Genomic DNA, 26,217 nt, shown 5'->3' on the forward strand with positions numbered 1-26,217 from the left:
GTTCTAAGCCACATTTAATATTTTTAGTAGTGTACACCACATACAACTGTGCAGGTGCACAACACGATAAATTTTTCTTAATTATTACGCCCGAGCATATACCCACACCGCCAGAGCACACTACCTGAGCCCTACGCCTCCACACAGGAGCCTCTCCCCCGCCTCCAGAAATAACCAACGGGCACAACAAAGCGGGCCGAATGTGCGCATACACATTCGACCCGCTCATAGGGCAGAACCGATTAGGAGTTCATCCAACCCACAGCAGTCCAGTCCGTAGTCTTGTAGAGGCTCGGACCGTAGTTAGCCAGGGTCTTCTTGACCATCACGAAGTCAGGACCGTTCGTAATGGTACCCAGGAAAGCAAACTCGGTCATGTGCTTCTTCTCAATCTCGTTGCAGGCGAGGTTACGTTCCTTATCGTCTTCCATGAGGGTCATGGCGTCGATCAGGTCGTCAATTTCCTTGCTACCGATACCCTCGTTGTTCTCGGAGTAATAGAACTGCTTGGTACCTTCGGTAGCATCCGGGCTAGAGACCGAGTAGCCACTGAAGGAAATATCGTAGTCCCAGTTACCCAGAACGGTGGCGAACTCGCTATCAGCGTGCTGGTCGATGCGGATCTCGATACCGACGTCCTTCATCTGCTGAGTGAAGGTCTGAGCCTTACCCTTGGTGGTCGGATCATCGCCGAAAACCACCACGGCACAGCCGGCCTTCGTGCCGTCCTTCTCGTAGTAGTCGCCGCTCTTGGTGTAGCCGGCAGCTTCCAGAATCTTCTGCGCCTCCGAAACACTATTATTCGGGGTCGGGTAGGAGTCCTGGTAGTAGGGCGAGAAGGGCATGTGAATCATCGAACCGGGGATGGTTTCCTCGTAGGGCAGGCCCTGGAACTGAATCTTCGCAAGCGACTCACGGTTGGTGCCGGCAAAGATTGCCTTACGCAGGGCGGCATCCTTCACGCGGCGGGGGTTAATATCCAGACCACCGGCGTAGAGGCGGGTACCCTTACGCAGTTCGGTACCTGCCACATTCTTCACCTCGGCGTAAATGGAGGAGGTGTTCGCGCCGATAGCGTCAATCTCGTCGTTCTTGAAGGCTGCACGCGAAGCGCTGGACTCCATCTGAGTAAAGACGATCTTGTCCAGCAGGGGCTTGGTGCCCCACCACTTCTCGTTGGGCACGACGCTGAAGGTCTTCGCGGTGGAATCCCAACCCTTGTCTGCCAGAGTGAAGGGGCCCGCCCAGTACTCGGGGTGGGGCGCATCCACAAAGCCGTTATTGAAGAGCTCAACATCCTCCAGCGCGGGGTGCAGAATCACGGAGAAGAGACTCTGCAGCGGGTAGTAGGGCTTAGAGAAGGTGACGGTCGCACTGTAGTCATCTTCACCCTTTTCGACGGATTCAACGAATTCGTAGATACCGGGGGCAACAATGTTGTAACCGTTATCCAGGCTCTTGAAGACGTTCCAAGTGGACTGGAGCGCCTTGTAGGTGATGGGAGTTCCATCAGTGAAGACAGCCTTGGGATTGAGCTTAATCGCAACCTGAATCTTGTCGTCCTTCTTGCTGTGCTCGAAGGAGACAGCGAAGTCGGTGTTCAGCTTGTAGGTACCGTCAAAGTCGAGGTTCCACAGGCCCGCCTGGCTGATGGTGCTCATAACGTTGACGTTATCGGTGGTGTTACCGCTCTGGGTGTGGAAGTTGAAGTTCGGGCCGATGGCACCGGCGGGCAGGCGCAGGGTGCCACCCTTCTTGAGGCTGTTTACGTCCTGAGCGTTGATGTTGTATAGGTCTTCAATGTTGGCGCCGGAGCCAGCTGCCTTGGTCTTTTCGGAGCTTGCGCTGCCGTTACCGCAGGCGCTGAGCAGGCCTACAGCTCCCAGAGCCGCGGAGCCGCCAATGAGCGCGCGGCGGCTGAAGCTGTTCTTGGTCGCTTCGTGGCTGCTCGCAGTGTATGCGGTCTTGGTGGTCATGGGAGTGGTTTCCTTCTGTTGTGAGCGGGCGGGTATACCCCATATTCCCGAAGTGATGATTATTTATGCATGACACTGCATAACTTTGTATGACTCTACTGTAGCGCGCCCCAGGAGTAAAAACCAAGCATTTTCACAATATTTCTTAATATTTATCGTGTTTTTTGAATATTCATACTATGAATACCCGGTATTTACAAGAATTTTTCGGTTTTACACCGGATAGCTATACTCTAGTTCAGCTGCATCGGCATACAGAAGCACCCCAAGCAATCCCTCCAGAAACGCAAAAAGTGTCCACCCGGATGATCCGGGTGGACACTTTCAATAGCTCGAGGCTAATCACCTAGTAGGCTAAGGGATGAGGACTTACTTAGCCCAACCAACCTTCTCCCAGTGAATGCCGGTGCCCTGGAAGAGGGACACGCCGTAGTTGCGCAGGCCCTTCTTCACGAACTTGTACTCGGGGCCGTTGATGAGCGGAATCAGCACTGCAAACTCAGCAAGGTGCTTCTTCTCAATCTCGTTGCAAGCCTGGTTGCGTTCCTTGTCGTCAGCAATGAGCTTCATCTTTGCGATCATCTCATTGATCTCGTCGGAACCAGCTTCCTCAGGCTTACGGCGCATGTAGAACTGCTCGGTAGCCTCGGTAGCATCCGGGGAGTTCGGAGCGAAACCGGAGGAGGTTGCGTCGTAATCCTTGGATGCCATGGTCTTGTTGAACTCGCTCACAGCACGGGAGTCGAGCTCAGCATTAATACCGACGGACTTCAGCTGCTGAACCAGAGTCTGACCGACAGCCTTGGCGGTGGGGTCCTCACCGAAGATGGAGAACTTGAAGCTAGCCTGCTTGCCGTCCTTCTCGTAGAACTCGCCGTTCTTGGTGTAGCCTGCCTCTTCCAGAATCTTGGATGCTGCAGCAGCATCGTTGTTCGGGGTCGGGTAGTCGTCCTGGTAGTACTCGGTGAAGGGCATGTGAATAACCGAGTTGGGGAGCTTCTCTTCGTAGTCCAGACCCTGGAAACGAACCTTAGCGAGAGCCTCACGGTTCAGACCAACAACCACAGCGCGACGCAGAGCAACATCCTGCATACGGGCGGGGTTCATGGTCAGACCGCCGGCGAAGAGGCGAGCACCGCGACGAATCTCAGTGTTAGCAACTTCCTTGAGTTCCTTGTATGCAGAAGCGGTGGTAGCGCCAATCGCGTCAAGCTCATCGTTCTTGAATGCCGCGCGCTCAGCAGCGGTATCCATCTGGCGGAAGACAATACGCTCCAGAACGGGCTTCTCGCCCCACCACTTCTCATTGCGGGTCAGGGTCAGGGTCTTCTCGGTGGAGTTCCAGCCACCTTCAGCAATGGTGAAGGGGCCAACCCAGTACTCGGGGTGCGGCTTGTCAACGAAACCAGTGTTGAAGAGTTCCTTGTCCAGCAGAGCCGGGTGCATAATGCCAGCGAAGAGGGTGTCCAGCGGGTAGTAAGGTGCGGAGAAAGTTACCTTCACCTTGAAGTCATCACCGTCGCGCTCCACGGAAGCAATGCTGCTGTAGATGCCGCTGGTACCAATCTTGTAGCCGCCATCGGTGCTCTTGAGGACCTCCCAGGTAGCCTGCAGAGCCTTGTAGTCAATGGGGGTACCGTCGTTGAACTTAGCCTGGGGGTTCAGCTCAATGGAGACAACGGGCAGACCGTTTTCTTCGGCGACATCGAAGCTCTTCGCAAAATCGGGAGCCAGAGTGCGCTTACCCATGGGGTCACCCTGCCACAGGCCTGCGTAAGCCACGGGGCTCATAGCAGTCTGGGTGTACAGGGAGTTGCCGTCCGCGCTGAAAAGGTTGAAGTCCGGACCAATACCGGGAATAGCCAGGCGCAGAGTGCCGCCATCCTTCAGCTCAGATACAGCTGCCTCACCAAGGTCATAAAGCTCCTTGGCATCGGTGCCCACGGTTGCACCCTGGGTGGTTGCCTTGGAGTCCTTGGACGAGCCGCACGCAGCCAGTACGCCCACGGTACCCAGTGCTGCAGCGCCACCGAGAACGGTACGACGGTTCAGGATGAAATTCTTCTCCATGAGAGTGTCCTCTTATACGTTTGACCCTCAATAATCCTGCAGGAAAGCGTCAAGGATTCCCTGCTCATGCGCCGCCCAAAGGGTGCGGTGAGTGATGAATTAGTGCCGGTCTATGAATGTGTTCCTTCGGGTACGCCCCTAGCGGCGCGCCCATGGCTTAATTATGGCTTACAGCCCGCAGGAAAGCCCGCCCATAAATATTCATATCTTGAATGGTGAGAAAGGTTATACCTAGTCAGTGCAGTTTTGCATGTTTCCTGGAGCATTTCAGTGCCTAGCGCCACATTCTGAGGCTCACGCTGTCTCACTAGGTGACAATCTCGAACAACGTACAAGCCCGCCGATACCGGGCATAAAAAACCCGAGGGGCGAATATTCAACGAATATTCGCCCCTCGGCACACATGCGACTTATTCAGCCGACTCTAGAGCTACACCGTAGCGGCCTCAGCCTCCGGGAAGTAGCAAGCATAACCGTGATCCTCACCCTCAACGTGGGTCAGTTCCGGCATCTCCTCCAGGCAACGACGCTTCTTGTCCTCAGGCAGGAGCTTGAAGACCGGGCAGCGGCTCGAGAAGCCACAGCCCTTAGGCGCGTTCACCGGAGTGGGCAGGTCGCCCTCAAGCATAATGCGGTGGCGGTTTGCCTCAACCTCGGGATCCGGAACCGGAATTGCCGAGAGCAGTGCACGGGTGTACGGGTGAATCGGGTTGTCGAACACCTGGTCGACGTCACCAATCTCAACAATACGACCCAGGTACATCACTGCAACGCGGTCGGATGCGTGGCGAATCACCGCGAGGTCGTGAGCAACCATCAGGTAGCTCAGGCCCAGGTTTGCACGCAGCTCCTCCAGCAGGTTAATCACGCCAGCCTGCACGGACACGTCCAGTGCGGACACCGGCTCATCCAGAACCACCAGCTTGGGGTTCACAGCCAGCGCACGAGCAATACCGATACGCTGACGCTGACCGCCAGAGAACTGGTTCGGGAAGCGGTTCACATGGTCAGGCTGCAGACCCACAATGTGCATCAGTTCGATGACGCGCTTCTTGATGTCTGCCTTGTTCATGCCCTGGTTTTCCAGGGGCTCAGCAAGCACCTCGTAAACGGTGAAGCGCGGATCCAGAGCACCGGTGGGGTCCTGGAACACCATCTGCTGGTTCTTACGCAGCTCAAGAATCTCACCTGCGGACTTGCCGTCCTTGGTGGAGGTTCCGTTAATCAGAATCTCACCGTCGGTGTTCTTGTTGAACTCCATGATTTCCAGCAGCGTGGTGGTCTTACCACAACCGGACTCACCCACGATGGAGAAGCACTCGCCTTCGCGAATGTCGAAGGACAGGCCGTTCACAGCCTTCACAGTGCCCACGCGGCGCTTAATCAGCGCACCCTTCATGAGCGGGAAGTGCTTCTTGACGTTGCGGACCTCCAGGACGGGGGCACGCTCCTCACGCGGAATACCGTCGTACTTCGATACCGGGGGTTCCGGAACCGGGTACAGCTCGTCAGCGGTCTTGCCGACCAGATCCTGAGAGATGGTGCAGGAGGAGTAGTGACCCTCGCCGACGCCTTCCAGCAGCTGCAGATCGGGCTCGCCGTTGGAGTCCTGGCAGCACTGGCCACCGCTCTTAGCGATGGGGCAACGCGGGCGGAAGGAGCACGCGGTCACCGGGTTAATCAGGTTCGGAGGGGTACCCTCAATCGGAACCAGGGAGACCTTCTCGGAACGGTCCACACGCGGGACCGCACCCAGCAGACCGATGGTGTACGGGTGGGAGGGATGCTTGTACAGGTCCTCTGCCTTCGCAATCTCCACCGGCTTACCGGCGTACATCACCAGAATGTCGTCAGCCATGCCAGCCACAACACCCAGGTCGTGGGTAATCATGATGGTCGCTGCGCCGGTCTCTTCCTGAGCCTTCTGCATAACCTCCAGCACCTGCGCCTGAATGGTCACATCCAATGCGGTGGTGGGCTCATCAGCGATGAGCACGCGGGGGTCATTCGCAATCGCCATAGCAATCATGATGCGCTGACGCATACCACCGGAGAACTCATGCGGGAAGGAACGCAGGCGGTCAGCCGGCGAAGGGATACCCACCATGCGCATCAGCTCGATGGAGCGGTCCTTGATAGCCTGCTTGCTCATGCCCTTGTTGTGGACCTTGAGCACCTCGGCAATCTGATCACCAATGGTGTACACGGGGGTCAGGGAGGACAGCGGATCCTGGAAGACCATAGAGATGTGCTTGCCGCGGTAGGCGCACATTTCCTTATCGCTCAGACCCAGCAGCTCAGTACCGTTGTACTTAATCGAGCCGGTGATGTCAGCGGTGGTCGGGTGCAGGCCCATAATCGCCATGGAGGCAACGGACTTACCGGAACCGGACTCACCCACAATACCCAGGGTCTTACCGGGGTGCAGGTCAAAGTTCACACCGCGAACAGCGTGCACGACGCCATTCTCAGTATTGAAGCGGACGTTGAGGTCCTTAACGCTCAGAACGGGAGAGGTACTCATTAGTTCTTCGCCTCCTTCTTCTCGTTCTTCTTGGACTTCTTGATCTTACCGACCGACATCGAAGTCGGGTCGAATGCGTCACGCAGACCGTCGTTCATGAGGGCCAGCGGACCAACCAGCAGGAAGAAGAACAGAACCGGGAACCAGAACATGTGCGGCAGAGTGTTAATCTGCTGCGAAGCATCCGAAATCAGCGAACCCAGCGAGTAGTTGGGGTACTTAATACCGATGCCGATGAAGGAGTAAGCAACCTCAGAGAGCACAGCGTTCATGATGCCGCTGGTGAAGTTCAGAACCAGCAGGGAGCCGATGTTCGGAACCAGGTGGCGCATCACAATCTTGAAGGGGTGCACACCCATGTAGCGTGCAGCCTTCACGAAGTCACGGTTGATGAGGGACTGTGCCATTGCACGGATAACACGGGCGCTACCCATCCAGCCGAAGGTAATCAGCACAGCGGAGAGCAGAATCCAGGTGGGGACGCTCTTCTGAATCTGCTTACCAACCTGACCGTTGATCAGAATAGCCAGAATCAGCAGCGAGGGAACCATGATCAGGGTCTCGAGGATGAACAGCATGATCTTGTCGATCCAGCCACCGAAGTACGCCATCACACAGCCGTAGACTGCGGAGATGAGCACGGTGACGAAACCAACGATCACACCAATTTCGAGAGAGGTCCAGACGGCCTCAACCATCATGGCGAACACGTCGTTACCCGCGATGGTGGTACCGAACCAGTGGTCAGCCGAGGGGCCTTCACCCAACGCCATGTAGTCAATGTCGTTGGGCTTGTACTTGGTCAGGTACTTACCGAACAGGCCGAACAGACCCATGCCGATGAACACGGACAGGCCGAAGACTGCAGCCTTGTTACGCAGGAAGCGGCGCAGAATAATAACGCTCTTGTTGATGACCTTGAAGTCACCGTTCTCCTGTACCACCGGTACGGAGGAAGTTGCAGTTACCTGGCTCATGAGATCCTCACTCGGGGGTCGACGATGGTGGTAGCGATATCAGCGATGATCGCACCGACAGCGAACAGTGCAGAACCGTACGCGAGGGTCACGGTCGCAGCGTTCACGTCCTGCGAGGAAATGGAGTCAATCGACCACTTACCGATACCGGGCCATGCAAAGACGGTCTCGGCGAAGAATGCACCCGCAAAAATCAGCGGAATCTGGTACGCAATGGACTGTGCCACGGGGATGAAGGAGACGCGCAGTGCGTGGCGAGTAATCGCCTGGTTGCGGGTCAGACCCTTAGCACGAGCGGTACGCACGAAGTCGGCGTTCACGTTATCGAGCAGGTACTGACGCTGTGCAATCTGGTAGCCAGCCCAACCAAAGATGGTCATACAGAAGGTCGGCACGATGTAGTGCGCCGCCATATCGATGGTGACTTCCCAGAAACCCGTCAGGCCCGGAGTTGAAATACCGGTCACATAGAAAATCTTCTCTCCACCATTAGCAACGGCGATGTTGTTGATAGTGGTCGCGCCCTGCTGCACCACGAAGTACGCAACAGGAGCAGGAATGATGTAGACCAGGTAGGAGTAACCGGTGATAACACGGTCAGAGAACTTGTACTGGCGAGCAGCCGAGTACACACCCAGGGCAATACCAATCACAATCGAGAGGATGGTAGCCACCAGCAGCAGTCGGGTGGAGACCCACACGCGCTGGCCAAATTCCTGGTTGATGTATGCGCCGTTGGGGCTACGGCCCCAATCGAACTTGGTGACCACATTGGTCAGCCACTGAACGTAGCGATCCCAGGGGTTCATTTCGGGGTCGAGGCCCAGGGACGCGAAGTTACGGTTCACCTGCTCGGGGCTAGGCTTCGGAACCTTTTCCTGCTCCAGCAGAGCAGGCTTCAGAGCAGTAACCGCGGCAAAGTAACCCATCGTGGTCGTAATAAAGACCATGACGAGGTACGTCAGCGATCGCTGGAGGATGTACCTAAACATGGGACGGTTCCCCTCCTTGTGTAGATGTCGGTGTTAAGGCATGTGTGTCATGCTGTCCCAGTGCACTGCTTCGTGATGACTGTCACTAGGAGCATAGTTACTTTATCTTATATAGCCTGCAACACTTCCACCAAACCCACATTGGGGACTTTCACCCCTTAGAACAGCCTGTACGCAAGCTAAAAAAGTGCTGAATAAAAAAATGCCCCGGAATACCGGGGAAAAGGGGCGGATTAACAATTTTTACGAAAATTTTACATCCGAAACAATTAAACCCAGATAGGGACGTAATAACCTTTTCGATAAGCGTTTTAACAAGGCAAAACACCACGTAAACCCACCACTTAGAAGACTAAGCCAACAGTTCAAGACCCTAAAGCAGAGACTAAGGCACACCTCTTAAACGCGCTATTTAAGGCAACACAGCCAAAAACGGCGCCCCGGCACGAGCACACGACTCGCACCGGGGCGCCGCTTATATAGGGTTATATAGGAGGACAACGCCTCCACGTCTTCTACCTCAAAGAACTTAGCTCTTAGCGTTAGGTGCCGAATCAGGCGAAGCCTCCGGGCTCAACGACTCATCAATACGAGTGCGGGCAGAACCCTGCATGCTCTTCAGCGCCTGCGCGTCCTTCGCCGCCATCTCCGGAGTAATCACCGGGATCGCGCCGGTCGCCGCGCGGGCAATATCAACAGCCGGCTCAGTCTCCAGGGTCGTCGCCAGCGCATCCTCACGAATGAAGAACAGAAGCAGCGTAGACACCAGACCCAGCGGAACCAGGTACAGGAACAGCGGAATCAACGCATCGTTATACGCATTCACGATGATGCCGTGCACCGGCTCCGGCAAAGACGCCACCAGCTCAGGAGTCAGAGACGACGACGCGTGGCTACCCGAAGACTGCAACGCCTGCTGCGGCATACGCTCAGAAATCAGCGAGGTCAGACGCGAGGTGAACAGGCCACCCACCAGCGAGGCACCCACGGTAGCACCCACCTGACGGAAGAAGTTATTCGACGCCGTCGCGGTACCCACCACGCTCACCGGGAACGCATTCTGAACAATCAGGGTTAGGAACTGCATGGACATGCCCAGACCGGCGCCCATCACCGCAAGGTAAGTACAGAACAGCCAGGTCGGGGTATCAACGTTCACGGTCGACAGCAGGAACAGGCCCAGCGCCACAATCGCGGTACCGCTCGTCACGTAACGCTTATAGCGACCGCTCTTCGACACCACGCGGCCCGTCACAATCGACACCACCAGCATGACGCCCATCATCGGAATCATCAGCAGACCAGCAACCGTAGCGCTCACACCCAGCGCCATCTGCAGGTAGGTCGGGATGTACTCCACAGCACCGAACATCGCCACACCCAGTGCCAGCGAAGCACCCAGGGTCAGCAGGAAGTTACGGTTCTTGAACAGGTACATGGGCATGACCGGCTCAGCCGCACGGTTCTCCACCGGGATAAACACCAGCGCAGCGACCACCGAGAAGACCAGCAGACCAATAATCTGCGGCGACGTCCACTCGTACTGGTTACCGCCCCAAATCGTGGCAAGCACCAGCGCACTTGTGCCCGCCATCAGAATCAGCGAACCGAGGTAGTCGATGCTGTGCTTCTCACGGTCACGGAACGGGCGGTGCGGGAGCAAGAAAATCACCGCAAGAATCGACAGGATAGCCAGCGGCAGGTTCAGCCAGAACGCCCAACGCCAACCCGGGCCCTCAGTAATCCAGCCACCAATCAGCGGACCAGCCACCGAGGAGAACGCAAAAACGCCACCGATAATACCCATGTAGCGGCCGCGGTCGCGGGGAGGAATAACATCAGCAATCACAGCCTGCGACAGAATCATCAGACCGCCACCGCCCAGACCCTGCAGGGCACGAGCGAAAATCAGCCAGTTCATGTTCTGCGCGAGCGCGCCGACAATCGAACCCGCCATGAAGGCGACAATCGCAAAAATCAGGAAGGGCTTGCGTCCGAACTGGTCCGATAGCTTGCCGTAGACCGGCATCGTAATCGTCGAAAGCAGGATGAAAATGGTAATCACCCAGCTCATGTGCTCCACGCCGTGAAGCTCACCCACAATCGTGGGCAGCGACGGCGCCAGAATGGTCTGGTTCAGCGAGGACATAAGCATCACAATGACCAGGCCTAGGAACATGGCGCGGATGCGGTTTTTACTTTCCTGCTTAGCCTCGCCGACTGGCGGCTGAGGTAGCTTCTTTTCCTCTGTACTCATCGATAATCCTTAGTTACGTTCAATATGTGTCTGTTGCGAGTGCCCGCCAGGTTCTTTGGTCTGGTTCCAGCGGGTTTCTGTAGCCGTGTATAGCCGGGTATATCCCACGGCTGTGAATCGCCGCTAGATTGCGGGCCTATTCTGCTCAAAAAGCAGGAACTGGAAGGTCTTCACCGTCTGACGGATAGAGCGGGCGACTTCCTCTTCGTTTTCCAAGTTGCGGGCGAATTCCAGTTGGCGAAGTACCGCCGATGCCAGCTGCACCTTCGCGCGGGAACGCTCCCGGAAGTGATCGGTCAGCGGGTCAGCCGGAGTGCGGCGCGGGAAGGGGCCGCGGCGACCGGCCGCATCAAAAGCCACCCAGTCGATGGTGTTGAGGTACTCGGTCAGTACCTGCTCGCACTTCATGTAGTGCATTTTCATTCGTTTCGCGGACTCGGGGAACTCTTGATAGGGAGCTCGGGGGTCCTTGCCCTTGGCGTAGTGGAAGCTCTGGAAAATGACCTGCCACAGAAGGTGGGTCACACGAATGATCGTGTTGTCGTCCTCGTGGGCTCGGTCCGTTTCGAGGATTTCCTCGCTGACCACCGGTTCGCGCAGACCCAGGACGGCGTCCTCTTTGGAGGGGAAGTAGTTGAAGAAGGTGCGCGGGGAGACGCCTGCCTCCTGGGCGATTTCTTCAACGGTGGTTCCGCGCATCCCGTGTTCGCGGACGCGTTTGAGGGCTGCTTCGTGGATTGCCGTCCAGGTTTGTTCGCGGCGGCGTTCTCGAAGGCTCTGTTCCTTTTTCTGCATAACTGCAATTATTTCATCACTGCACACAATGCTCAAGTGCATTTTTAGCGTTAAGGCTCACAGCAAAACCAGCTAAACGGCAGAGCATCCCAACGGAATACCAGCATCCGACGCCGCAAACCCACTCCCCCAAGCCCCACACAAAATACCGGCATAATAGACAGGTGAATTTGTTTGCCCCCACCTACCTCGACTTCCTGCCCGACTGGCTGCGCCTCGCGCTCGGCATCGCCGATATCCTCATTCGACTTATCGCTCTCTTCTGGCTGCCCTACAATCGCAAGCCCGTGGTCGCCCTCGGTTGGCTCATGGCTATCTTCTTCATCCCCTACGCCGGATTCTTCGCATTCCTCGTCTTCGGCTCCTCGCGCCTGCCCGCCTACCGCCGCGCACGCCAACACGCCATGAACGACATGATCCGCGAAGCCACCGAGAACAAGCCCTTCCTCGCCCGCACCGACGACCTTTCCGACCCCGCTAAGGTAGCCAGCCAGCTCAACTACACACTCGGCTCGCTCCCCCTCGTCGGCGGCAACCAGTTCACCCTCCACACCGACAACCACGAGGCGATGGTCGCCATGGCGGAAGAAGTCGACCGCGCCACCAAATACGTACACTTCGAGTTCTACATCACCGCCTACGACGAAGCGAGCGCAGTCCTCTGGGACGCCCTCTTCGCCGCCCACAAACGCGGTGTACAGGTACGCGTACTCATCGACCACATCGGCTCCCGCAAATACCCGTCCTACAAGAAGCTCGTGAAAATGCTCAACGACTCGGGTATGCAGTGGCGCCTCATGCTGCCGCTCAAACCGTGGAAGCTCAAGTGGCAGCGCCCCGACCTGCGTAACCACCGCAAGATCCTTGTCGTGGACGGCCGCGTCGCGTTCTCCGGTTCGCAGAACGCTATTCACCGCTCCTACGACATGCCCGAAAACATCAAGAAGGGCCTGGAGTGGAAGGACCTGACCTTCTCCTGCACCGGCCCCATCGTTGAAGAGCTCAACGCCGTTTTCGTCTCCGACTGGTACTCCGAAACGAACCAGCTGATCCTGGCAGAAATTGACACCGCCATCCCCTACTACAAGGATGGGATGCGCGCCCAGGTTGTTCCCTCCGGCCCCGGTTTCGAGACGGAAAACAACCTGCGCCTCATCAACTACTTGATCTACAATGCCGAGCAGCGTATCACCATCTGCTCGCCCTACTTCGTGCCCGAAGAGACCCTGCTGCAGGCACTGACGAACGCCGCATACTCCGGTATTGAAACCACCGTGATTGTGTGCGAGAAGGGTGACCAGTTCCTGCCGAATATGGCGCAGCGTTCCTACTACGAGCAGCTGCTGCAGGCGGGTGTGCGTATTCTGCAGTACCCCAGCCCGACCGTGTTGCACTCCAAGTTCATGATGGTCGACGACGAAATCGCGTTCATTGGCTCGTCCAATATGGACCCGCGTTCCTTCTCGCTGAATATGGAGGTGTCAACGTTCGTTATTGACCGCGGCATGGTCGCGATGCTCGATGAAGTATGCGCCGAATACGAGCGGGTCTGCACCGAGCTGCTGTACACCCAGTGGGCTGAGCGTCCGCGCCGCATCAAGGTGATTGAGAACCTCTGCCGATTGTGGTCATCGCTCCTCTAAACTATTTTTCACACACTCGGGGCTGAGTTTTCATCCCCGCACTCGTCAAAGGACTATCGATTGCCCCTTCTATTCCGTAAAGCACACCGCAAATTCGTTGAACTCGATGCGCACGATGTAGCCCACCAAGTCTCCGCGTACACCTACGGTAATTTCTTGGTGCTGGCGGCGCTGCTGACCATCTACGACGCGAATGCTATCCTTGACGGCACCGCAATCCTCTACATTACGGGTACCGGTCTGACTACCTACGTTGCCCACGTCATCTCAGAAATGCAGGAGTACCGGGTGCTGCATGGCGGCACCCCTCCTCGTGAGTTTGTTAAGCATGCACTACGCAACGCAAGCCCCATTCTTGGCACCACCATATACCCCGTAGTATTACTGGTTGTGGCCATGCTTCTGCCATCTGGTGGCAACTATGACATCATCTTCGATCTCACAATTATTCTCTGTCTGGCAACCGTGGTGTGGCGTATTTTTACCCTCAACTTCGTCATTGCACGATACCGCGGTGAACCAATCTGCTGGCGTACTGTCCGAAGCGCAGTATGGTTCACCCTCGCCATTATTACTCTTGACATTCTGAAGTACGCGTTCACTCACGCTGGTAAATAACCTCAAAGCTCCCCCTGAGTTCGATTGAATCAACACTCAGGGGCTTTCATTTCCCTCGCACCGGTGCAGCATGCACGGGGCCACAAGCCAAAGCGGCACCGCATATTAGAACGGGGCAGCCCGTTAGAGCCGCAGCTGGATGCTACATCGGTTCGCCCGGGCCCACCAAACCGAAGGAGTACATCCACCACACGAAGAACTCCGATGCAATGTAGAGAACCGTGCACAGGCTCAAGGTGATGATGTGGCGGCGGCGCGTCATGCTCAAGTAGCCGATAAACTCGCGAATAAAAGCATTCACCGCAAAATACACCTTCGTACGAGCCCCCGCGCCCCAACATTCCAGGCCCAGCGAACGCGCCAGCAGCAATGCGCGGAACAGGTGGTAGCTGGTTGTTGCCACAGCAACTTTCGGGGTTTTGCCCTCGGCAACCTCCGGCATCAGGGCGTAAGAGAAGAGCAGGTTCTCGCGGGTGTTCGCCGCACGGTCCTCCACAATAATGTCCGCCTCGGGAATACCGCGGGATACAGCGTAGCGAGTCATCGCCACTCCCTCGGGGATTTCTTCATCCGGCCCCTGACCGCCAGACATAATCAGCTTCGAGCCGGGGTTCTTACGGTAAATTTCAATGCCGCGGTCGATACGACCCGCAAGCAGCGGAGTCACCTGGTCACCAATGAGACCCGAACCAAGCACCACCACATAGTCAGCTTCCCGACGGAAATTCACCAGGTTCAACGCTGCCGCCACAGTAAAGCCCACCGCGTAGATGGTGAAATAGGTCAGCACTAGCGAAAGATAGAAATAAATAGCGCCCCACACGCCGCCCAACGGAACGTTCTCCGCCGGGCCGGGAGCAAAGAACGGTCCCACAATAAGAGCAACACCGGCCGCCAACGCCAAAGAATTAGTGAGCGAAAAACCCTCACGAATAATAAGGCGCACACCGCTATAAAGGAAAAGACCGGTCAAGCCCAGAGGCGTAAAAATCAAAAGAATCGCCGGAATGATATCAATGAAGAACGCCAGCACCAGCAAAATCTGGTTCTCCGACACAATAGCCGTCACGCCCAGGCTCATACCCAGCAACCCCACGGTAGCAATCAGCAACCAGCCCACGAACACGCTACGGCGTTCCCGCAGGTAGAGGCCAATAAAACCGAGAAGGCACAGCGCCGTCAGCACATACAGCATCACCAGCGGATTAAAGGGAGACGAGTCGGGAGGAGGAAGAAAAGACATAAAAGGGTCCCAAAAATAGTATGTGCCCGCTAAAAATCGGGAGAATCAGAATTCTTCACACAATTCTATCCCGCCTCTATCCCCACCACCCTAAACCTGCCTTGGGTAGAAGCGCAGGTATAAGCGCACAGTCGCAAAAAGGCGAAAAGGGCAAAAAGAAACACGCGACACCTCCGACATCGCATACCCTCGTATGCGGCGAATGTATCGCGCGTTCATTTCTACCCTGGACTAGTTTAGCGCCATAAACGGTTTCCCGTGTGGATTGAAGAAGGTTTAATCTGCAACCATTCCGGTGCAAGCAGACGAACAGCCTTCGCACAACCCGCCAAAGCAGTAATAATCGACTCGCAACGCTGATTAAATTCGCTCTGGTGGCGCTTATCCACAATCTGCCCCGGAAAATGGCGATGCATCTTCGACACAGAATCGCTACTCTCCTGCAAACCGTGGCCCGTATGGCCCGGAACATGCTTCACCAGCACACGCTTCTCACGGATATCCTCCGTCAAAGCGCTCATCTGAGCCACCACACGCTCATCCTGAATACCCTCAGAAGCCCAGGTCTCAAAAGCCCAACGGCTATGCGCCAAACGCAACACAAACGTCAGCGCACCCAAAGAATCCGTATGAATAATCAGGCGGCGCGAACCGCTATGGAACACCGTATAAGCCGCCAACATTGCAGACAGCTCACCGGTCATAATATTCACGCCATCATAGTGGGCATGAAAATAGAAGCCGTCCTCACTCACGCCGGCAATACCCATACGGCCGCCACGCTGATACTTCTTATTGTGAGTCGAACGGAACGAACAATCCGTGAAAACGCTATAGTCCTGCAGCTGATCCAGCGGTCGAGGGGTCAGCGCCTCCTCCACCATCTCATCCACAGCGATACGTGCAGCGCACACCTCAGCCTGCACCCGCTCATACGCGGGCGTACCGGCAAGCTTCACATGCACTTCACCCAAAGAATGGTTATCGTACGGGTCCAGCACCTTCTCAAAGGCGCGGTATTCCATGATCGCTTTCAACTGGTCACAGTCACGGAAAAGCTGCTTCAAATTCTTACGATCCGCAGCAATCGTCACCAGGTTCTGGCGGTACTGCTCCGGAACCACATCCCACGCCGAGAGCACGGCGCGACCCAGCAGACGCGGATGCACCTCATCGCAACACTCCATGAGGGAATGGACGTGGGTAGAGAGCATCTGCTCCTCATTCACCACGGTGCGGGTGCCGTCCTGCTTTGAAATAAAAACTACCGTCGACAAGGCAGAATAACAAAAACCCTGTGCCTTACGATGCTCCTGAGCCACCGCAATCACAGCAACGCCCTGATCCGTGTACCCGGCAGGGTACGAAGCGCTATAGTCGGGTGCCTCCCAGGTCAGGGTACATCGTTTGATGTGCGCCGGTGAAAATCCCATGAGTGTCACCCCCCATGCGTGCCATACCGCTTCTCCTTCCATTCGTGCGGTGTATCGTCCTCATTCTTTTATAGGTCGAACAGAAAGAGACACGCAAATATAAAACACCTTTTTTACAGTCAGCGAATGGAATAACCGCAACTCCTCTCACACGCCGGCACAGCACAAAACACAGCGCGAGAACACAGCGCGAGAAACCCCCGCGCATACCTCATTCAGGCGCGGGGGAAGGTGTACGGTAAAAGAGTCATATACGACGCGGCAACCGCCGCACCATCCGATAAGGAGAGCCCCATGATTGGTGTTTACGCCGGAGTATCCGTCAAGCCCGAGCACGTCGAAGAATTCCTCAAGACCATCGAACCGCTCGTGACCGCAAGCCGCCAGGACGAAGGCAACGTCAGCTACGATTTTGGCGCCGTCTCCGACACCGACTTCGCATTCATCGAGCGCTGGGAGTCCCAGGCGCTGCTCGAAAAGCACATGGGCACCGAGCACTTCCAGAAGGCTGTTGCCGCATGGGAGCCGCTGCTCTCCTCCGAGCTGGATGTTCGCATCGTCAACTTCCGCTAAGCGACGTTAAAGACCGAGGTGCCCGGCACCCCCTGCTTGAGGGGTGCCGGGCACCTTCGTATATTCGTATATCAGCCTTGGAGGCGAGCGCGGCCACTATCGGCGCTCTCGGCTTATCGGCGCGCCCTGTTTAGCGGCGCTCTACGCCAACCTCCACCGAGTCAAGCGTGAAACCATTCGTCGCGCTCACGCAATGCACCTTACCGGTATTCACCGACTTGCAGGTGTAACCGTACGCGGTCACCACCTGACCGGCAGGCAGAGCAACAATACCCTCGGTATTCACCGGCTCCGGGGTGGAGCTCTGACCGACCAGGCTCACCTCGGGCGCCTGACCCTGCGCCATATGCACACGCTGCTGCGCCTTACCGGAGGCGGCATCCCAGCCCTCCAGGGTCACGCCCACCAGCGCCTGGCAGTCCACGCCCTCAGGCTTAATCGAACACGCCACCTTAGAATCCGGGGTGGTGAAACGCAGCGCCTCAACGGTCTTCGCCGAATCGCCCTGACCGAAAGTGCCGCCGCCATAAGCTGCAGTGAAGGTCAGCGTACCCGACAGCATGCGGGTCTGCGCCGGAATCAGCGCCAGGCGAGGCTTCTCAGCGCTACCACCCTGAGTGAAGCAGGCACCCGTAATGTAGTCGCGGCCCTGCACCTTCGTAGCGCACTGGTACCACTCCACGCTCGCCGCACCGTCCTGGTTCTTGCGGCTGTTGAAGAGGCGTACCGCTTCCTGAGCCTTCGCACAGTCCGAACCGTCATACACGTAAATGCCGGCGGAACCACCCAGCAGGCTAGTCACGCCGCAGCGGGTACCCGCATCAATGGTGGTCGCGGAGCCGCTCGCGGTAGCGTAAGCCGCCTCGTACTCGGCGTCGGTGCTCGGCTCATTCGTAGGGGTCGCCACCGAATCGTACGTTGCCGGGGAATCCAGACCGGCAGAGATCTGCACAGTATTCGGCTTCCAGGAGCCGTCCGCCGCGTGGAACAGGGTCTTCGCGTCAACAGCCGCGGAAGAAGTCGCCACCTTCATCGGGGCGGTCTCAGAATCATCAGCCTGCGGCTGTGCCGAGCAGGAACTCAAAGCGAGCGCGCCGATGCAGGCAAGAGCCGTCAGGGCACGACGAGTAAAGGCACGCTGTGCGCGCGCGGGCAGGGTAACCATGAATGCGTCCTCGTGAAGGTTGCGAATTGCGTTGTGTTTGAGTGGTTGTGCTGAGTCGGTGAATCGGGTACCTGAAATACCCTCTTACACCCTACTGCAACGCCGTTGACAAGGCAATACGCCGCACCGGGTATCCCACGACGGTGGACAAAGATGCGGACAAAGAACAGCGCCCCGCCCCGCAGAAAACCGCGGAACGGGGCGCCAGCCCACAGGGGCAAGAATATTAAATTCTCAGAAAATATGTGAGGGGCTTATGCGTCCTCGGGCAGGATGCGCACGCCGCCCTTATCAGCCGAAGCAGCCAACATGCCGTACACCTTCAGAGCGTTCGAGACCTGACGCTCACGCGGCTTCGTCGGACGCCACGGTGCAGCACCCTTCGCCTCGCGGCGAGCAGCCAGCTCCTCATCCGAAACGTTTACACGCAGGATGCGGTTGTTCACGTCAATCTCAATCTCGTCGCCGGTCTGCACCAGGCCGATAGCGCCGCCAGCAGCCGCCTCCGGGGAGACGTGACCAATCGAAATACCCGAGGTACCACCCGAGAAACGACCGTCAGTAATCAGTGCACACTTCTTGCCCAGGCCCAGACCCTTCAGGTAGGAGGTCGGGTACAGCATTTCCTGCATACCGGGGCCACCCTTCGGGCCCTCGTACTGGATGACGACAACGTCGCCTTCCTTCACGTTCTTCGACAGGATCTCGTACACAGCCTCGTCCTGAGACTCGACCACGAAGGCGCGACCCTTGAAGTGGAACAGCTCCTCATCAATACCAGCGGACTTGATGATTGCGCCGTCCTGGGCGATGTTGCCGTACAGGACCGCCAGGCCGCCGTCCTTGGTGTACGCGTGCTCCACGGCGCGGATGCAGCCGTTCTCAGCGTCAGTCTCGTGGGACTCGTACTTGTTCGCGGTGGAGAACGCGTGGGTGGTGCGCACGCCGCCGGGAGCTGCGAGGAACAGATCCTTCGCCTTCTCGCTCGCCTTGCCGCTGCGGATATCCCACTCGTCCAGCCACTCGTCCAGCGAATCAGCGTGAACAGAATGAACGTTCTTGTGCAGCAGGCCGGCACGGTTCAGCTCACCCAGCAGGGCGGGAATACCGCCGGCACGGTGCACGTGCTCAATGTGGTACTTGGTGGAGTTCGGGGCGACCTTCGCCAGGCAGGGAACCTGACGCGAAATACGGTCAATATCCTTCAGGGTGAAGTCAGCGCCCGCCTCGTGAGCAATCGCCAGGGTGTGCAGCACGGTGTTGGTCGAACCGCCCATCGCCACATCCAGCGCCATAGCGTTCTCGAACGCCTCCTTGGTCGCAATGGAGCGGGGCAGAACCGACTCGTCATCCTGCTCGTAGTAGCGCTTAGCCAGCTCAACGATGCGGCGGCCAGCGTCCAGGAACAGCTCCTTACGAGCAACCTGAGTAGCCAGGGTGGTGCCGTTACCGGGCAGCGCCAGACCAATCGCCTCATTCAGGCAGTTCATGGAGTTCGCGGTGAACATACCCGCACACGAACCGCAGGTCGGGCATGCATTCTTCTCAACCTGAGCGAGCGCAGCGTCACTGACGCTGTCATCAACAGCCATCACCATGGCATCAATGAGGTCGAGGCGGTGCTCAACAATACCCTCAATGCCCTCACCGGACTCCATGGGGCCGCCAGAGACAAAGATGGTGGGGATGTTCAGGCGCATAGCCGCCAGAAGCATACCGGGGGTGATCTTGTCACAGTTAGAGATGCAGACCAGCGCGTCGGCACGGTGCGCGTTGACCATGTACTCGACCGAGTCAGCAATCAGATCGCGGGAAGGCAGCGAGTAGAGCATACCGTCGTGACCCATCGCGATACCGTCATCAACAGCGATGGTGTTAAATTCCTTGGCGACGCCGCCAGCCTCACGAATCGCGCCGGCGACCAGCTCACCCATGTCCTTCAGGTGCACGTGACCGGGCACGAACTGGGTGAAGGAGTTCGCGATAGCAATAATGGGCTTACCGAAGTCGTCATCGCCCATGCCGGTGGCACGCCACAGGGCGCGGGCACCAGCCATGTTACGGCCGTGAGTTGAAGTACGTGAACGCAGTTCTGGCATTGTTTTACCTTCCGTAGTGATGCAAGTACTGATTTTACGCGCGGCGTCCAACGCTCTTCAGCTCAGGGTCACTTTGGTTTCATGCATCGAAACGCGCACGAGCCTGCAACCGCCTATCGGTGGGAGGGTTGAGGCCACGGGGTTGTGCCGGATCTGCGGCAGAATTGCCCCCTTTGGGGTAGATGGGGGACATCACCCCATTATGCCCCCTAATCTGGAATGAGCCCAGGTTGCGGGCGGCGATATTCAGTCGGCGAACGCACCGGGAGGCGGCGGGCTGCTGTGCCTGCCGCGTACGGGCCTCGCTGTGCATACGTAGCAGCACACGTAGCACCGGCGCGGTTCGTTCCCAACACACTGATCTATACACGCTTTCATAGGCACTGAACCCAGTTCACGTTTCAGAAGGTTTCCATGACACAGGCACCCACCGCATCGCTCACACTCACCCCGGCAGGCGGCAAGGACTTCGCGTCCTCCGTCATCTACCAGGTGTACCCCAAGTCCTTCTACTCTTCCGCCGGCGGCGCCTACGGCGATCTGCGCGGCGTGATCGAGAAGGTACCCTACATTGCCTCCCTGGGCGTGGACATGGTGTGGTTCAACCCGTTCTTCGCCTCCCCGCAGAACGACAACGGCTACGACATCTCCGACTACTACGCCATCAACCCCGACCTGGGCACCATGGAGGATGTCGAAGAGATGATAGCCGCCCTCGCCGAGCACGGTGTGGGCGTCATGTTCGATATGGTCCTCAACCATATTTCGACCGAGCACGAATGGTTCCAGCGCGCCCTCGCCGGTGAACGCGAGTACTGGGACTACTTCTACATTCGCCCCGGCAAGTACACCGAGGACGGTCGGCTGCGCGAACCGACCAACTGGGAGTCGAAGTTCGGCGGCCCCTGCTGGTCCCGCTTCGGCGAGTACACGGATGAGCAGGGCACTCCCCTGTTCTACATGCACCTGTACGACCGCACCCAGGCGGACGTGAACTGGTACAACCCGGTTGTGCGCGACGAACTGTTTAAGGTTGTGAACTTCTGGTACGAGAAGGGCGTGCGCGGCTTCCGTTTCGACGTCATTAACGTCATCGGCAAGGGTGAGGAACTACTCGACGCCCCCGAAGGCACCGTGGACAAGGCACAATACACCGACACCCCGATTGTGCACACCCGCATTCAGCAGCTGAACCGCGCCTCCTTCGGTCAATATGATGACACCGTGACCGTGGGCGAAATGTCCTCGACCAGCATCGAAAACTGCGTGGGCTACTCCAACCCGGCAAACCACGAGCTGGATATGGTGTTCAGCTTCCACCACCTGAAGGTGGACTACGAGAATGGCGAGAAGTGGTCGAAGGTTCCGTTCCGTTTTGCCGAGTTGAAGCAGATTCTGAACGACTGGGCGCTGGGCATGCAGGCTGGCGGCGGCTGGAACGCACTGTTTTGGAATAACCACGATCAGCCGCGCGCCCTGAACCGTTTTGGTGATGTTGAGCGTTACCGCGCCGAGTCCACGACCATGCTGGCGACCGTGATTCACCTGCTGCGCGGCACCCCGTACGTGTACCAGGGCGAGGAAATCGGCATGATTGACCCGGTCTACTCCTCGATTGAGCAGTACGTGGATGTGGAGGCGCACAACGCCTACGCAATGCTGCGTGAGCGCGGCCTGAGTGAGCAGCAGGCGCTGGAGATTGTGGCGTCGAAGGCTCGCGATAATTCGCGTGTGCCGATGCAGTGGACCGCGGATCCGGTGACTGCCGGCTTCGGCTCCAAGTCGCCGTGGCTGGCTCCCGGCCCGGTGCGTGATGCGGCAACCGGCGCGGGCATTTCGGTGGAGGATGAGGAACGCGACGGCGTGATTCTGCCCTACTACCGCAACCTGATTGCGCTGCGTAAGCAGTACCCGGTGATTGCGTACGGCTCGTACGCCCCCTACGCGTTGGAGCACGAGCGGGTGTTCGCGTACCTGCGCGAGCTGCCTGCCGAGACTGGCGCTGAGAACGGCCGCCCGGCGCAGCGTCTGCTGGTGCTGACGAACTTCTACGGTGAGCCGACCGAGGTTGAGGTTCCGGCTGAGTTCGTTCGTTCCGGTCGCGTGCTGGTGTGTAATTACAAGAATTCTGCGGTTGAGTCTGCTGCGGCGGATTCTGCTGTGTCTGATTCGGCGGAGGCAGCGACGCTGAGCCTGCGTCCCTACGAGGCGCTGGCGCTGCTGATTGACGGCTAGAAGCTACTGTACGCCCCTCCCCTGATGCGTGGGATGGGGTGATATAAACCGACCTGGGAATATTCTATTTCTAGAATATTCCCAGGTCGGTTTTATTTATACCCATTCCTTTAGAGGAATTTATGTGGAATGTCAGGCGGAATGCTAGAAGCCGTGCTCATCCAACCAGGTAGCCGCAGCCTGCGCGGGCTCCTGCTTAGAAGTACCCGAAACACGGTCGTTCAGGGTACGCAGATCGGCGGTGGTCAGCTTCGCCGAGACACGGTTCAGAACCTCTGCCGCGGAGTCGGGTACTCGCGACGTATTAATGATGGGCAGCACCTGCTGAGCCAGAATCATGTTCTTCGGATCCTCCAGCACCACCAGCTTGTTCTGCTCAATCGCGGGGGTGGTCGAGTAGAGGTCAACCACCTGCACGGTGTCATCCAGTAGGGCCTTGACGGTCAGCGCGCCGCCGCCGTCCGAGAGGGGCACGAACTCGGCGGGAACGCATCCGTACTTCTCCTTCAGACCGGGGATGCCGTAGGCGCGCTCGGCGAACTCCGGGGCGGCGCCGAGCTTCAGGTTGGTACAGCGGGAGGCAAGGTCCTCGATGCTACGCAGACCGTACTTTTGGGCGGTCTGCTCGGTGACCACGAGCGAATCCTTATCCTCAGCCTCGGAAGCCTTCAGGGCGCGAATTTCAGCCACTGAGTCGCCCGTCTTAAGGGTGCCGAGTGCGGCGGGTAGCGCCTGCAGAATCTGCTCGGCGGTCGAAGCGGTTGCCTTCGGATCCAGGTAGAGCAGCAGATTGCCGGAGTAATCCGGGATAACGTCCACCGCACCGGAGGCGAGTGCCCCCAGGTACGCTTCGCGGGCGCCGATACTCAGCTGGGTGCGGACGTTAAATCCCGCCCGCGCAAGGGCTCCAGCGTAGATTTCAGCGAGAATCTGGGACTCGGCGAAGGCGGCTGAGCCGACGATGATTCCTTCGTGTTCGCCACTGAAGACTTTGTCGCCGCTGAGCCCGCAGGCGCTGAGGATACCCGCCATGCCGAGCGCTCCGGCGGCGGTGAGGGCAGTGCGACGAGAAACAGTGCGGCGCGAGAAGGTTTTAGGTGCCTGATTCATCGGGTTCATGCCTTCTTCCGGTTGATGGTGAGCCCCGCGGGAGTGAGTGCGCGCTGAATGATGCCCATGAGCGCGTCCACGGCGAAAGCGAGAAGCGCTACGAGCAGGGTTGCGACAAGCATGCGCGGGTAGTCACGCACGGCGAGCCCGTCAAAGAGGTACCTGCCGAGGGTTCCGCCGCTGAGGTAGGCGACGATGGTCGCGGTTGCGATGACCTGCACGAGTGCGGAGCGGAGCCCGCCGAGCATCATGTTGGCGGCAAGCGGGATTTCGAGGCGGGTCAGAATCTGCCATTCGGTGAGACCCTGGGCGCGGGCGGCGTCCACGAGGTCTTCGGGTACGGCGGCAAGGCCTTCAAGAACTCCGGCGAGCAGGGGCGCTGCCGCAATAATAATGAGCACGATCAGGGAGGGCAGGGTCGAGACGCCCAGCCAGAGTGCCAGGATGGTGAGCAGACCGAGCGCGGGCAGCGCGCGGGTGGCGGCAACGGTGCTCATGAGCAGATTGCTACGGCCGCGGTTGGTGCCGTAACCCGGGCGGTGGTGCCCAGCCCAGAGGCCGAGGGGCACCACAATGAGTGCCGCGCAGGCGGTGGCGAGGGCGGTAACACCCACGTGTTCAAGCAGACGCACGAGGATTCCGGTGCTTCCCTGCCAGTTGGCGCCGTCCATGAGGTAGACGAGGGTTCGTTCTATGACGTTCACGGTTTATGCCCTCCTCTCGGGGCTTCGGTGGCGGATGGGTGTTCCTGCTTGCCAGGGGGTAAAGAGCCTGGTCAGAAGGATAAGGAGCAGGTCGAGGACCAGCGCCAGCAGCAGACTGAGAATCACGCCAGCCAGGATTTCCGAAGGGATATTGCGCGCGAGCCCGTCGGTGAAGAGCGTGCCGAGCGAGGGCACACCGATGAGGGCACCTACGGACACCATCGCAATATTCGCGACGGTTGCCACGCGGATTCCCGCCATGATGACGGGCGCCGCGAGGGGCAGGTAGAGCTCCATCAGCGCCTGTCGGGGCGTGTATCCGAGGGCCCGGGCGGATTCGTGCACGCTATCGGGAACGGAGTCGAAGGCATCCGCGCCGGAGCGCACCATCAGAGAAAAGGAGTAGACACTCAGGGCGACAAGCACGTTCAGCGGGGAAATAATCGAGGTTCCCAGGATGAGCGGCATCAGCACGAACAGTGCGATGGAGGGGATGGTGTACAGCAGCGAGGAGAGGTGCATGAGGGTTCGCGCACCGAGGCGGCGTTCGGAACCGCGGTCGCGGCGGCGGCTCGCGTAGTAGGCGACCGGCAGCGCGACGAGGGTGCCAATCGCGACGGGCACAACGCCCTGGTAGAGGTGGCTGAGGGTCAGTTCGAGGATGCGCTGACTATTGGTGGCGACCCACTCCCAGTGCATGTCACTTGCCGCCAGGGGTGATGCCACTAGGGGCTGCACGGCGAGAGGCGGCGCCGCGAGCACAGTATTTTCTAGAAGGCTCATTCGCTTTTCTCACCTTCCACCGCGCTATCCTGTGCTTCTCGGAAGTCTGCAAGTCGGCGTGCGCGCGCCTGGCGCACCGTCTGTTCATCCAGCAGACCGGCAACGGAGCGACTCACGAAGGAGCACACAAAATCATCTGCGGGGCTGTAGAGAATCTCTTCGGGAGTGCCGAACTGGGCGAGGCGACCGCCCTCCGCGAAGACGGCAATGCGATCTCCCAGCAAGAGCGCCTCGTCAATATCGTGGGTGACGAACACAATCGTCTTGGCGAGGCGAGCCTGCAGGCGCAGCAGCTCGCGCTGCAGGTCGGTGCGCACGACCGGGTCCACAGCGGAGAAGGGTTCGTCCATGAGCAGGATGGGCGCATCGGCGGCGAGAGCACGCGCCACGCCCACGCGCTGCACCTGGCCACCCGAGAGCTGGGCGGGGTAGCGCTTGGCGTACGAAGAATCCAGACCGACGACCTCAAGCAGTTCGAGGGCGCGAGCCTGCGCCTCTTTGCGGGAGGCGCCGAGCAGACGCGGCACGGTGGCAATATTCTGCGTGACGGTGCGGTGCGGCATGAGCCCGCCCTGCTGCATGACGTAGCCGATGCCGCGGCGCAGCTCGTAAGGGTTCTTCTCGTGCACGTTCACGCCGTCAATGGTGATGGTGCCGCTATTGGGCTCTACCATGCGGTTAATCATGCGCAGACTAGTGGTTTTACCGCATCCGGAGGGTCCAACGAACACGGTAATCTGCCCGGCGGGGATGTGCAGATTCAGGTTCTGCAATACCGTGGTGGGTTCGCCGGTCCGGCTCGGGTAGCTCTTGGTGATGTTCTCGAAGCGAATTCCGCCTGCCGGGTTGCTGTCAGCGGCAGAATTCTTTGCCCAGGGAATCTGAGGCGAGTCCTCTTGGTGCGGGTGAGTTGAATTTTGGGCGGCTGAATTTTGGGCGGTCATGGGTCGGTGGTGCTTTCTGCAGTGACTATAGGGCAGGTGCCTCTGTATACAATACTGTATACAAAAAGGCGGCACC

Annotated in this window: 19 protein-coding genes; 4 read left to right on the forward strand and 15 right to left on the reverse strand. The window is 58.2% G+C overall.

Features of this window, described 5'->3' with window-relative positions:
- Nucleotides 1-242 precede the first annotated feature (242 nt).
- From RWZ58_RS02295 to RWZ58_RS02325, 7 genes are all read right to left on the reverse strand, one after another.
- On the reverse strand, nucleotides 243-1,976 hold the full coding sequence (locus tag RWZ58_RS02295) for an ABC transporter family substrate-binding protein (RefSeq protein ID WP_303970201.1): 1,734 nt from the start codon (nucleotides 1,974-1,976) through the stop codon (nucleotides 243-245).
- Between the two features lie 369 nt (nucleotides 1,977-2,345).
- Nucleotides 2,346-4,046 (reverse strand): ABC transporter family substrate-binding protein, encoded by a 1,701-nt coding sequence (locus RWZ58_RS02300; protein ID WP_303970200.1) that lies wholly within the window; start codon nucleotides 4,044-4,046, stop codon nucleotides 2,346-2,348.
- Between the two features lie 430 nt (nucleotides 4,047-4,476).
- The gene (locus tag RWZ58_RS02305) at nucleotides 4,477-6,570 is read right to left on the reverse strand and encodes an ABC transporter ATP-binding protein (protein WP_314657104.1); all 2,094 of its coding nucleotides are present in this window, start codon (nucleotides 6,568-6,570) and stop codon (nucleotides 4,477-4,479) included.
- The gene (locus RWZ58_RS02310) at nucleotides 6,570-7,547 is read right to left on the reverse strand and encodes an ABC transporter permease (protein WP_314657105.1); all 978 of its coding nucleotides are present in this window, start codon (nucleotides 7,545-7,547) and stop codon (nucleotides 6,570-6,572) included. Before RWZ58_RS02310 ends, RWZ58_RS02305 begins: the two co-directional genes overlap by 1 nt.
- Nucleotides 7,544-8,539, reverse strand: a complete 996-nt coding sequence (locus tag RWZ58_RS02315; RefSeq protein ID WP_314657107.1) for an ABC transporter permease — start codon at nucleotides 8,537-8,539, stop codon at nucleotides 7,544-7,546. The genes RWZ58_RS02310 and RWZ58_RS02315 overlap by 4 nt, the downstream gene beginning before the upstream one ends.
- 529 nt (nucleotides 8,540-9,068) lie before the next feature.
- The gene (locus RWZ58_RS02320) at nucleotides 9,069-10,796 is read right to left on the reverse strand and encodes an MDR family MFS transporter (protein ID WP_314657108.1); all 1,728 of its coding nucleotides are present in this window, start codon (nucleotides 10,794-10,796) and stop codon (nucleotides 9,069-9,071) included.
- Between the two features lie 123 nt (nucleotides 10,797-10,919).
- The gene (locus RWZ58_RS02325; protein ID WP_294642553.1) at nucleotides 10,920-11,591 is read right to left on the reverse strand and encodes a TetR/AcrR family transcriptional regulator; all 672 of its coding nucleotides are present in this window, start codon (nucleotides 11,589-11,591) and stop codon (nucleotides 10,920-10,922) included.
- A gap of 164 nt (nucleotides 11,592-11,755) precedes the next feature.
- Between RWZ58_RS02325 and cls the strand changes: the two genes are divergently transcribed.
- Together cls and RWZ58_RS02335 are read left to right on the forward strand one after the other, a co-directional pair.
- Nucleotides 11,756-13,234 carry a cardiolipin synthase gene (gene cls, locus RWZ58_RS02330; RefSeq protein WP_314657109.1) on the forward strand — a complete coding sequence of 493 codons (1,479 nt, stop codon included), beginning with the start codon at nucleotides 11,756-11,758 and terminating at the stop codon, nucleotides 13,232-13,234.
- 60 nt (nucleotides 13,235-13,294) lie between these two features.
- On the forward strand, nucleotides 13,295-13,852 hold the full coding sequence (locus RWZ58_RS02335) for a hypothetical protein (RefSeq protein ID WP_314657110.1): 558 nt from the start codon (nucleotides 13,295-13,297) through the stop codon (nucleotides 13,850-13,852).
- A 142-nt stretch (nucleotides 13,853-13,994) separates the two neighbouring features.
- Here the strand turns inward: RWZ58_RS02335 and RWZ58_RS02340 are convergent, their stop codons facing one another.
- Together RWZ58_RS02340 and RWZ58_RS02345 are read right to left on the reverse strand one after the other, a co-directional pair.
- Nucleotides 13,995-15,095: an ElyC/SanA/YdcF family protein gene (locus RWZ58_RS02340; RefSeq protein ID WP_314657113.1), complete on the reverse strand. Its 1,101-nt coding sequence runs from the start codon at nucleotides 15,093-15,095 to the stop codon at nucleotides 13,995-13,997.
- Between the two features lie 236 nt (nucleotides 15,096-15,331).
- Complete coding sequence (locus RWZ58_RS02345) at nucleotides 15,332-16,528, reverse strand: RNase H family protein (protein ID WP_314657115.1); 1,197 nt, start codon at nucleotides 16,526-16,528, stop codon at nucleotides 15,332-15,334.
- A gap of 294 nt (nucleotides 16,529-16,822) precedes the next feature.
- On the opposite strand from RWZ58_RS02345, the gene RWZ58_RS02350 reads away from it, so the two are divergent.
- The gene (locus RWZ58_RS02350; RefSeq protein WP_005509231.1) at nucleotides 16,823-17,101 is read left to right on the forward strand and encodes a putative quinol monooxygenase; all 279 of its coding nucleotides are present in this window, start codon (nucleotides 16,823-16,825) and stop codon (nucleotides 17,099-17,101) included.
- 130 nt (nucleotides 17,102-17,231) lie between these two features.
- On the opposite strand, the gene RWZ58_RS02355 is transcribed toward RWZ58_RS02350, so the two are convergent.
- Both RWZ58_RS02355 and ilvD read right to left on the reverse strand, forming a co-directional pair.
- Nucleotides 17,232-18,266 (reverse strand): 2-oxoglutarate dehydrogenase, encoded by a 1,035-nt coding sequence (locus RWZ58_RS02355; RefSeq protein WP_314657118.1) that lies wholly within the window; start codon nucleotides 18,264-18,266, stop codon nucleotides 17,232-17,234.
- A gap of 254 nt (nucleotides 18,267-18,520) precedes the next feature.
- Nucleotides 18,521-20,365 (reverse strand): dihydroxy-acid dehydratase, encoded by a 1,845-nt coding sequence (ilvD, locus tag RWZ58_RS02360; RefSeq protein ID WP_311654996.1) that lies wholly within the window; start codon nucleotides 20,363-20,365, stop codon nucleotides 18,521-18,523.
- A 414-nt stretch (nucleotides 20,366-20,779) separates the two neighbouring features.
- Between ilvD and RWZ58_RS02365 the strand changes: the two genes are divergently transcribed.
- Nucleotides 20,780-22,600 carry an alpha,alpha-phosphotrehalase gene (locus RWZ58_RS02365; protein ID WP_314657120.1) on the forward strand — a complete coding sequence of 607 codons (1,821 nt, stop codon included), beginning with the start codon at nucleotides 20,780-20,782 and terminating at the stop codon, nucleotides 22,598-22,600.
- 144 nt (nucleotides 22,601-22,744) lie between these two features.
- Here RWZ58_RS02365 and RWZ58_RS02370 read toward each other — a convergent pair whose 3' ends face one another.
- Genes RWZ58_RS02370 through RWZ58_RS02385 form a run of 4 tightly spaced genes read right to left on the reverse strand, consistent with a single transcriptional unit; the run spans nucleotide 22,745 to nucleotide 26,141 of the window.
- Nucleotides 22,745-23,710: an ABC transporter substrate-binding protein gene (locus RWZ58_RS02370; protein ID WP_314657217.1), complete on the reverse strand. Its 966-nt coding sequence runs from the start codon at nucleotides 23,708-23,710 to the stop codon at nucleotides 22,745-22,747.
- A 5-nt stretch (nucleotides 23,711-23,715) separates the two neighbouring features.
- Entirely contained in the window at nucleotides 23,716-24,414 is a 699-nt protein-coding gene (locus RWZ58_RS02375) for an ABC transporter permease subunit (protein ID WP_314657122.1), read from the reverse strand.
- A 3-nt stretch (nucleotides 24,415-24,417) separates the two neighbouring features.
- Nucleotides 24,418-25,197, reverse strand: a complete 780-nt coding sequence (locus RWZ58_RS02380) for an ABC transporter permease subunit (RefSeq protein WP_314657124.1) — start codon at nucleotides 25,195-25,197, stop codon at nucleotides 24,418-24,420.
- Entirely contained in the window at nucleotides 25,194-26,141 is a 948-nt protein-coding gene (locus tag RWZ58_RS02385) for an ATP-binding cassette domain-containing protein (RefSeq protein ID WP_314657126.1), read from the reverse strand. The genes RWZ58_RS02380 and RWZ58_RS02385 overlap by 4 nt, the downstream gene beginning before the upstream one ends.
- Nucleotides 26,142-26,217: the final 76 nt, after the last annotated feature.

The organism is uncultured Rothia sp., assembly GCF_963544205.1.
Classification (GTDB): domain Bacteria; phylum Actinomycetota; class Actinomycetes; order Actinomycetales; family Micrococcaceae; genus Rothia.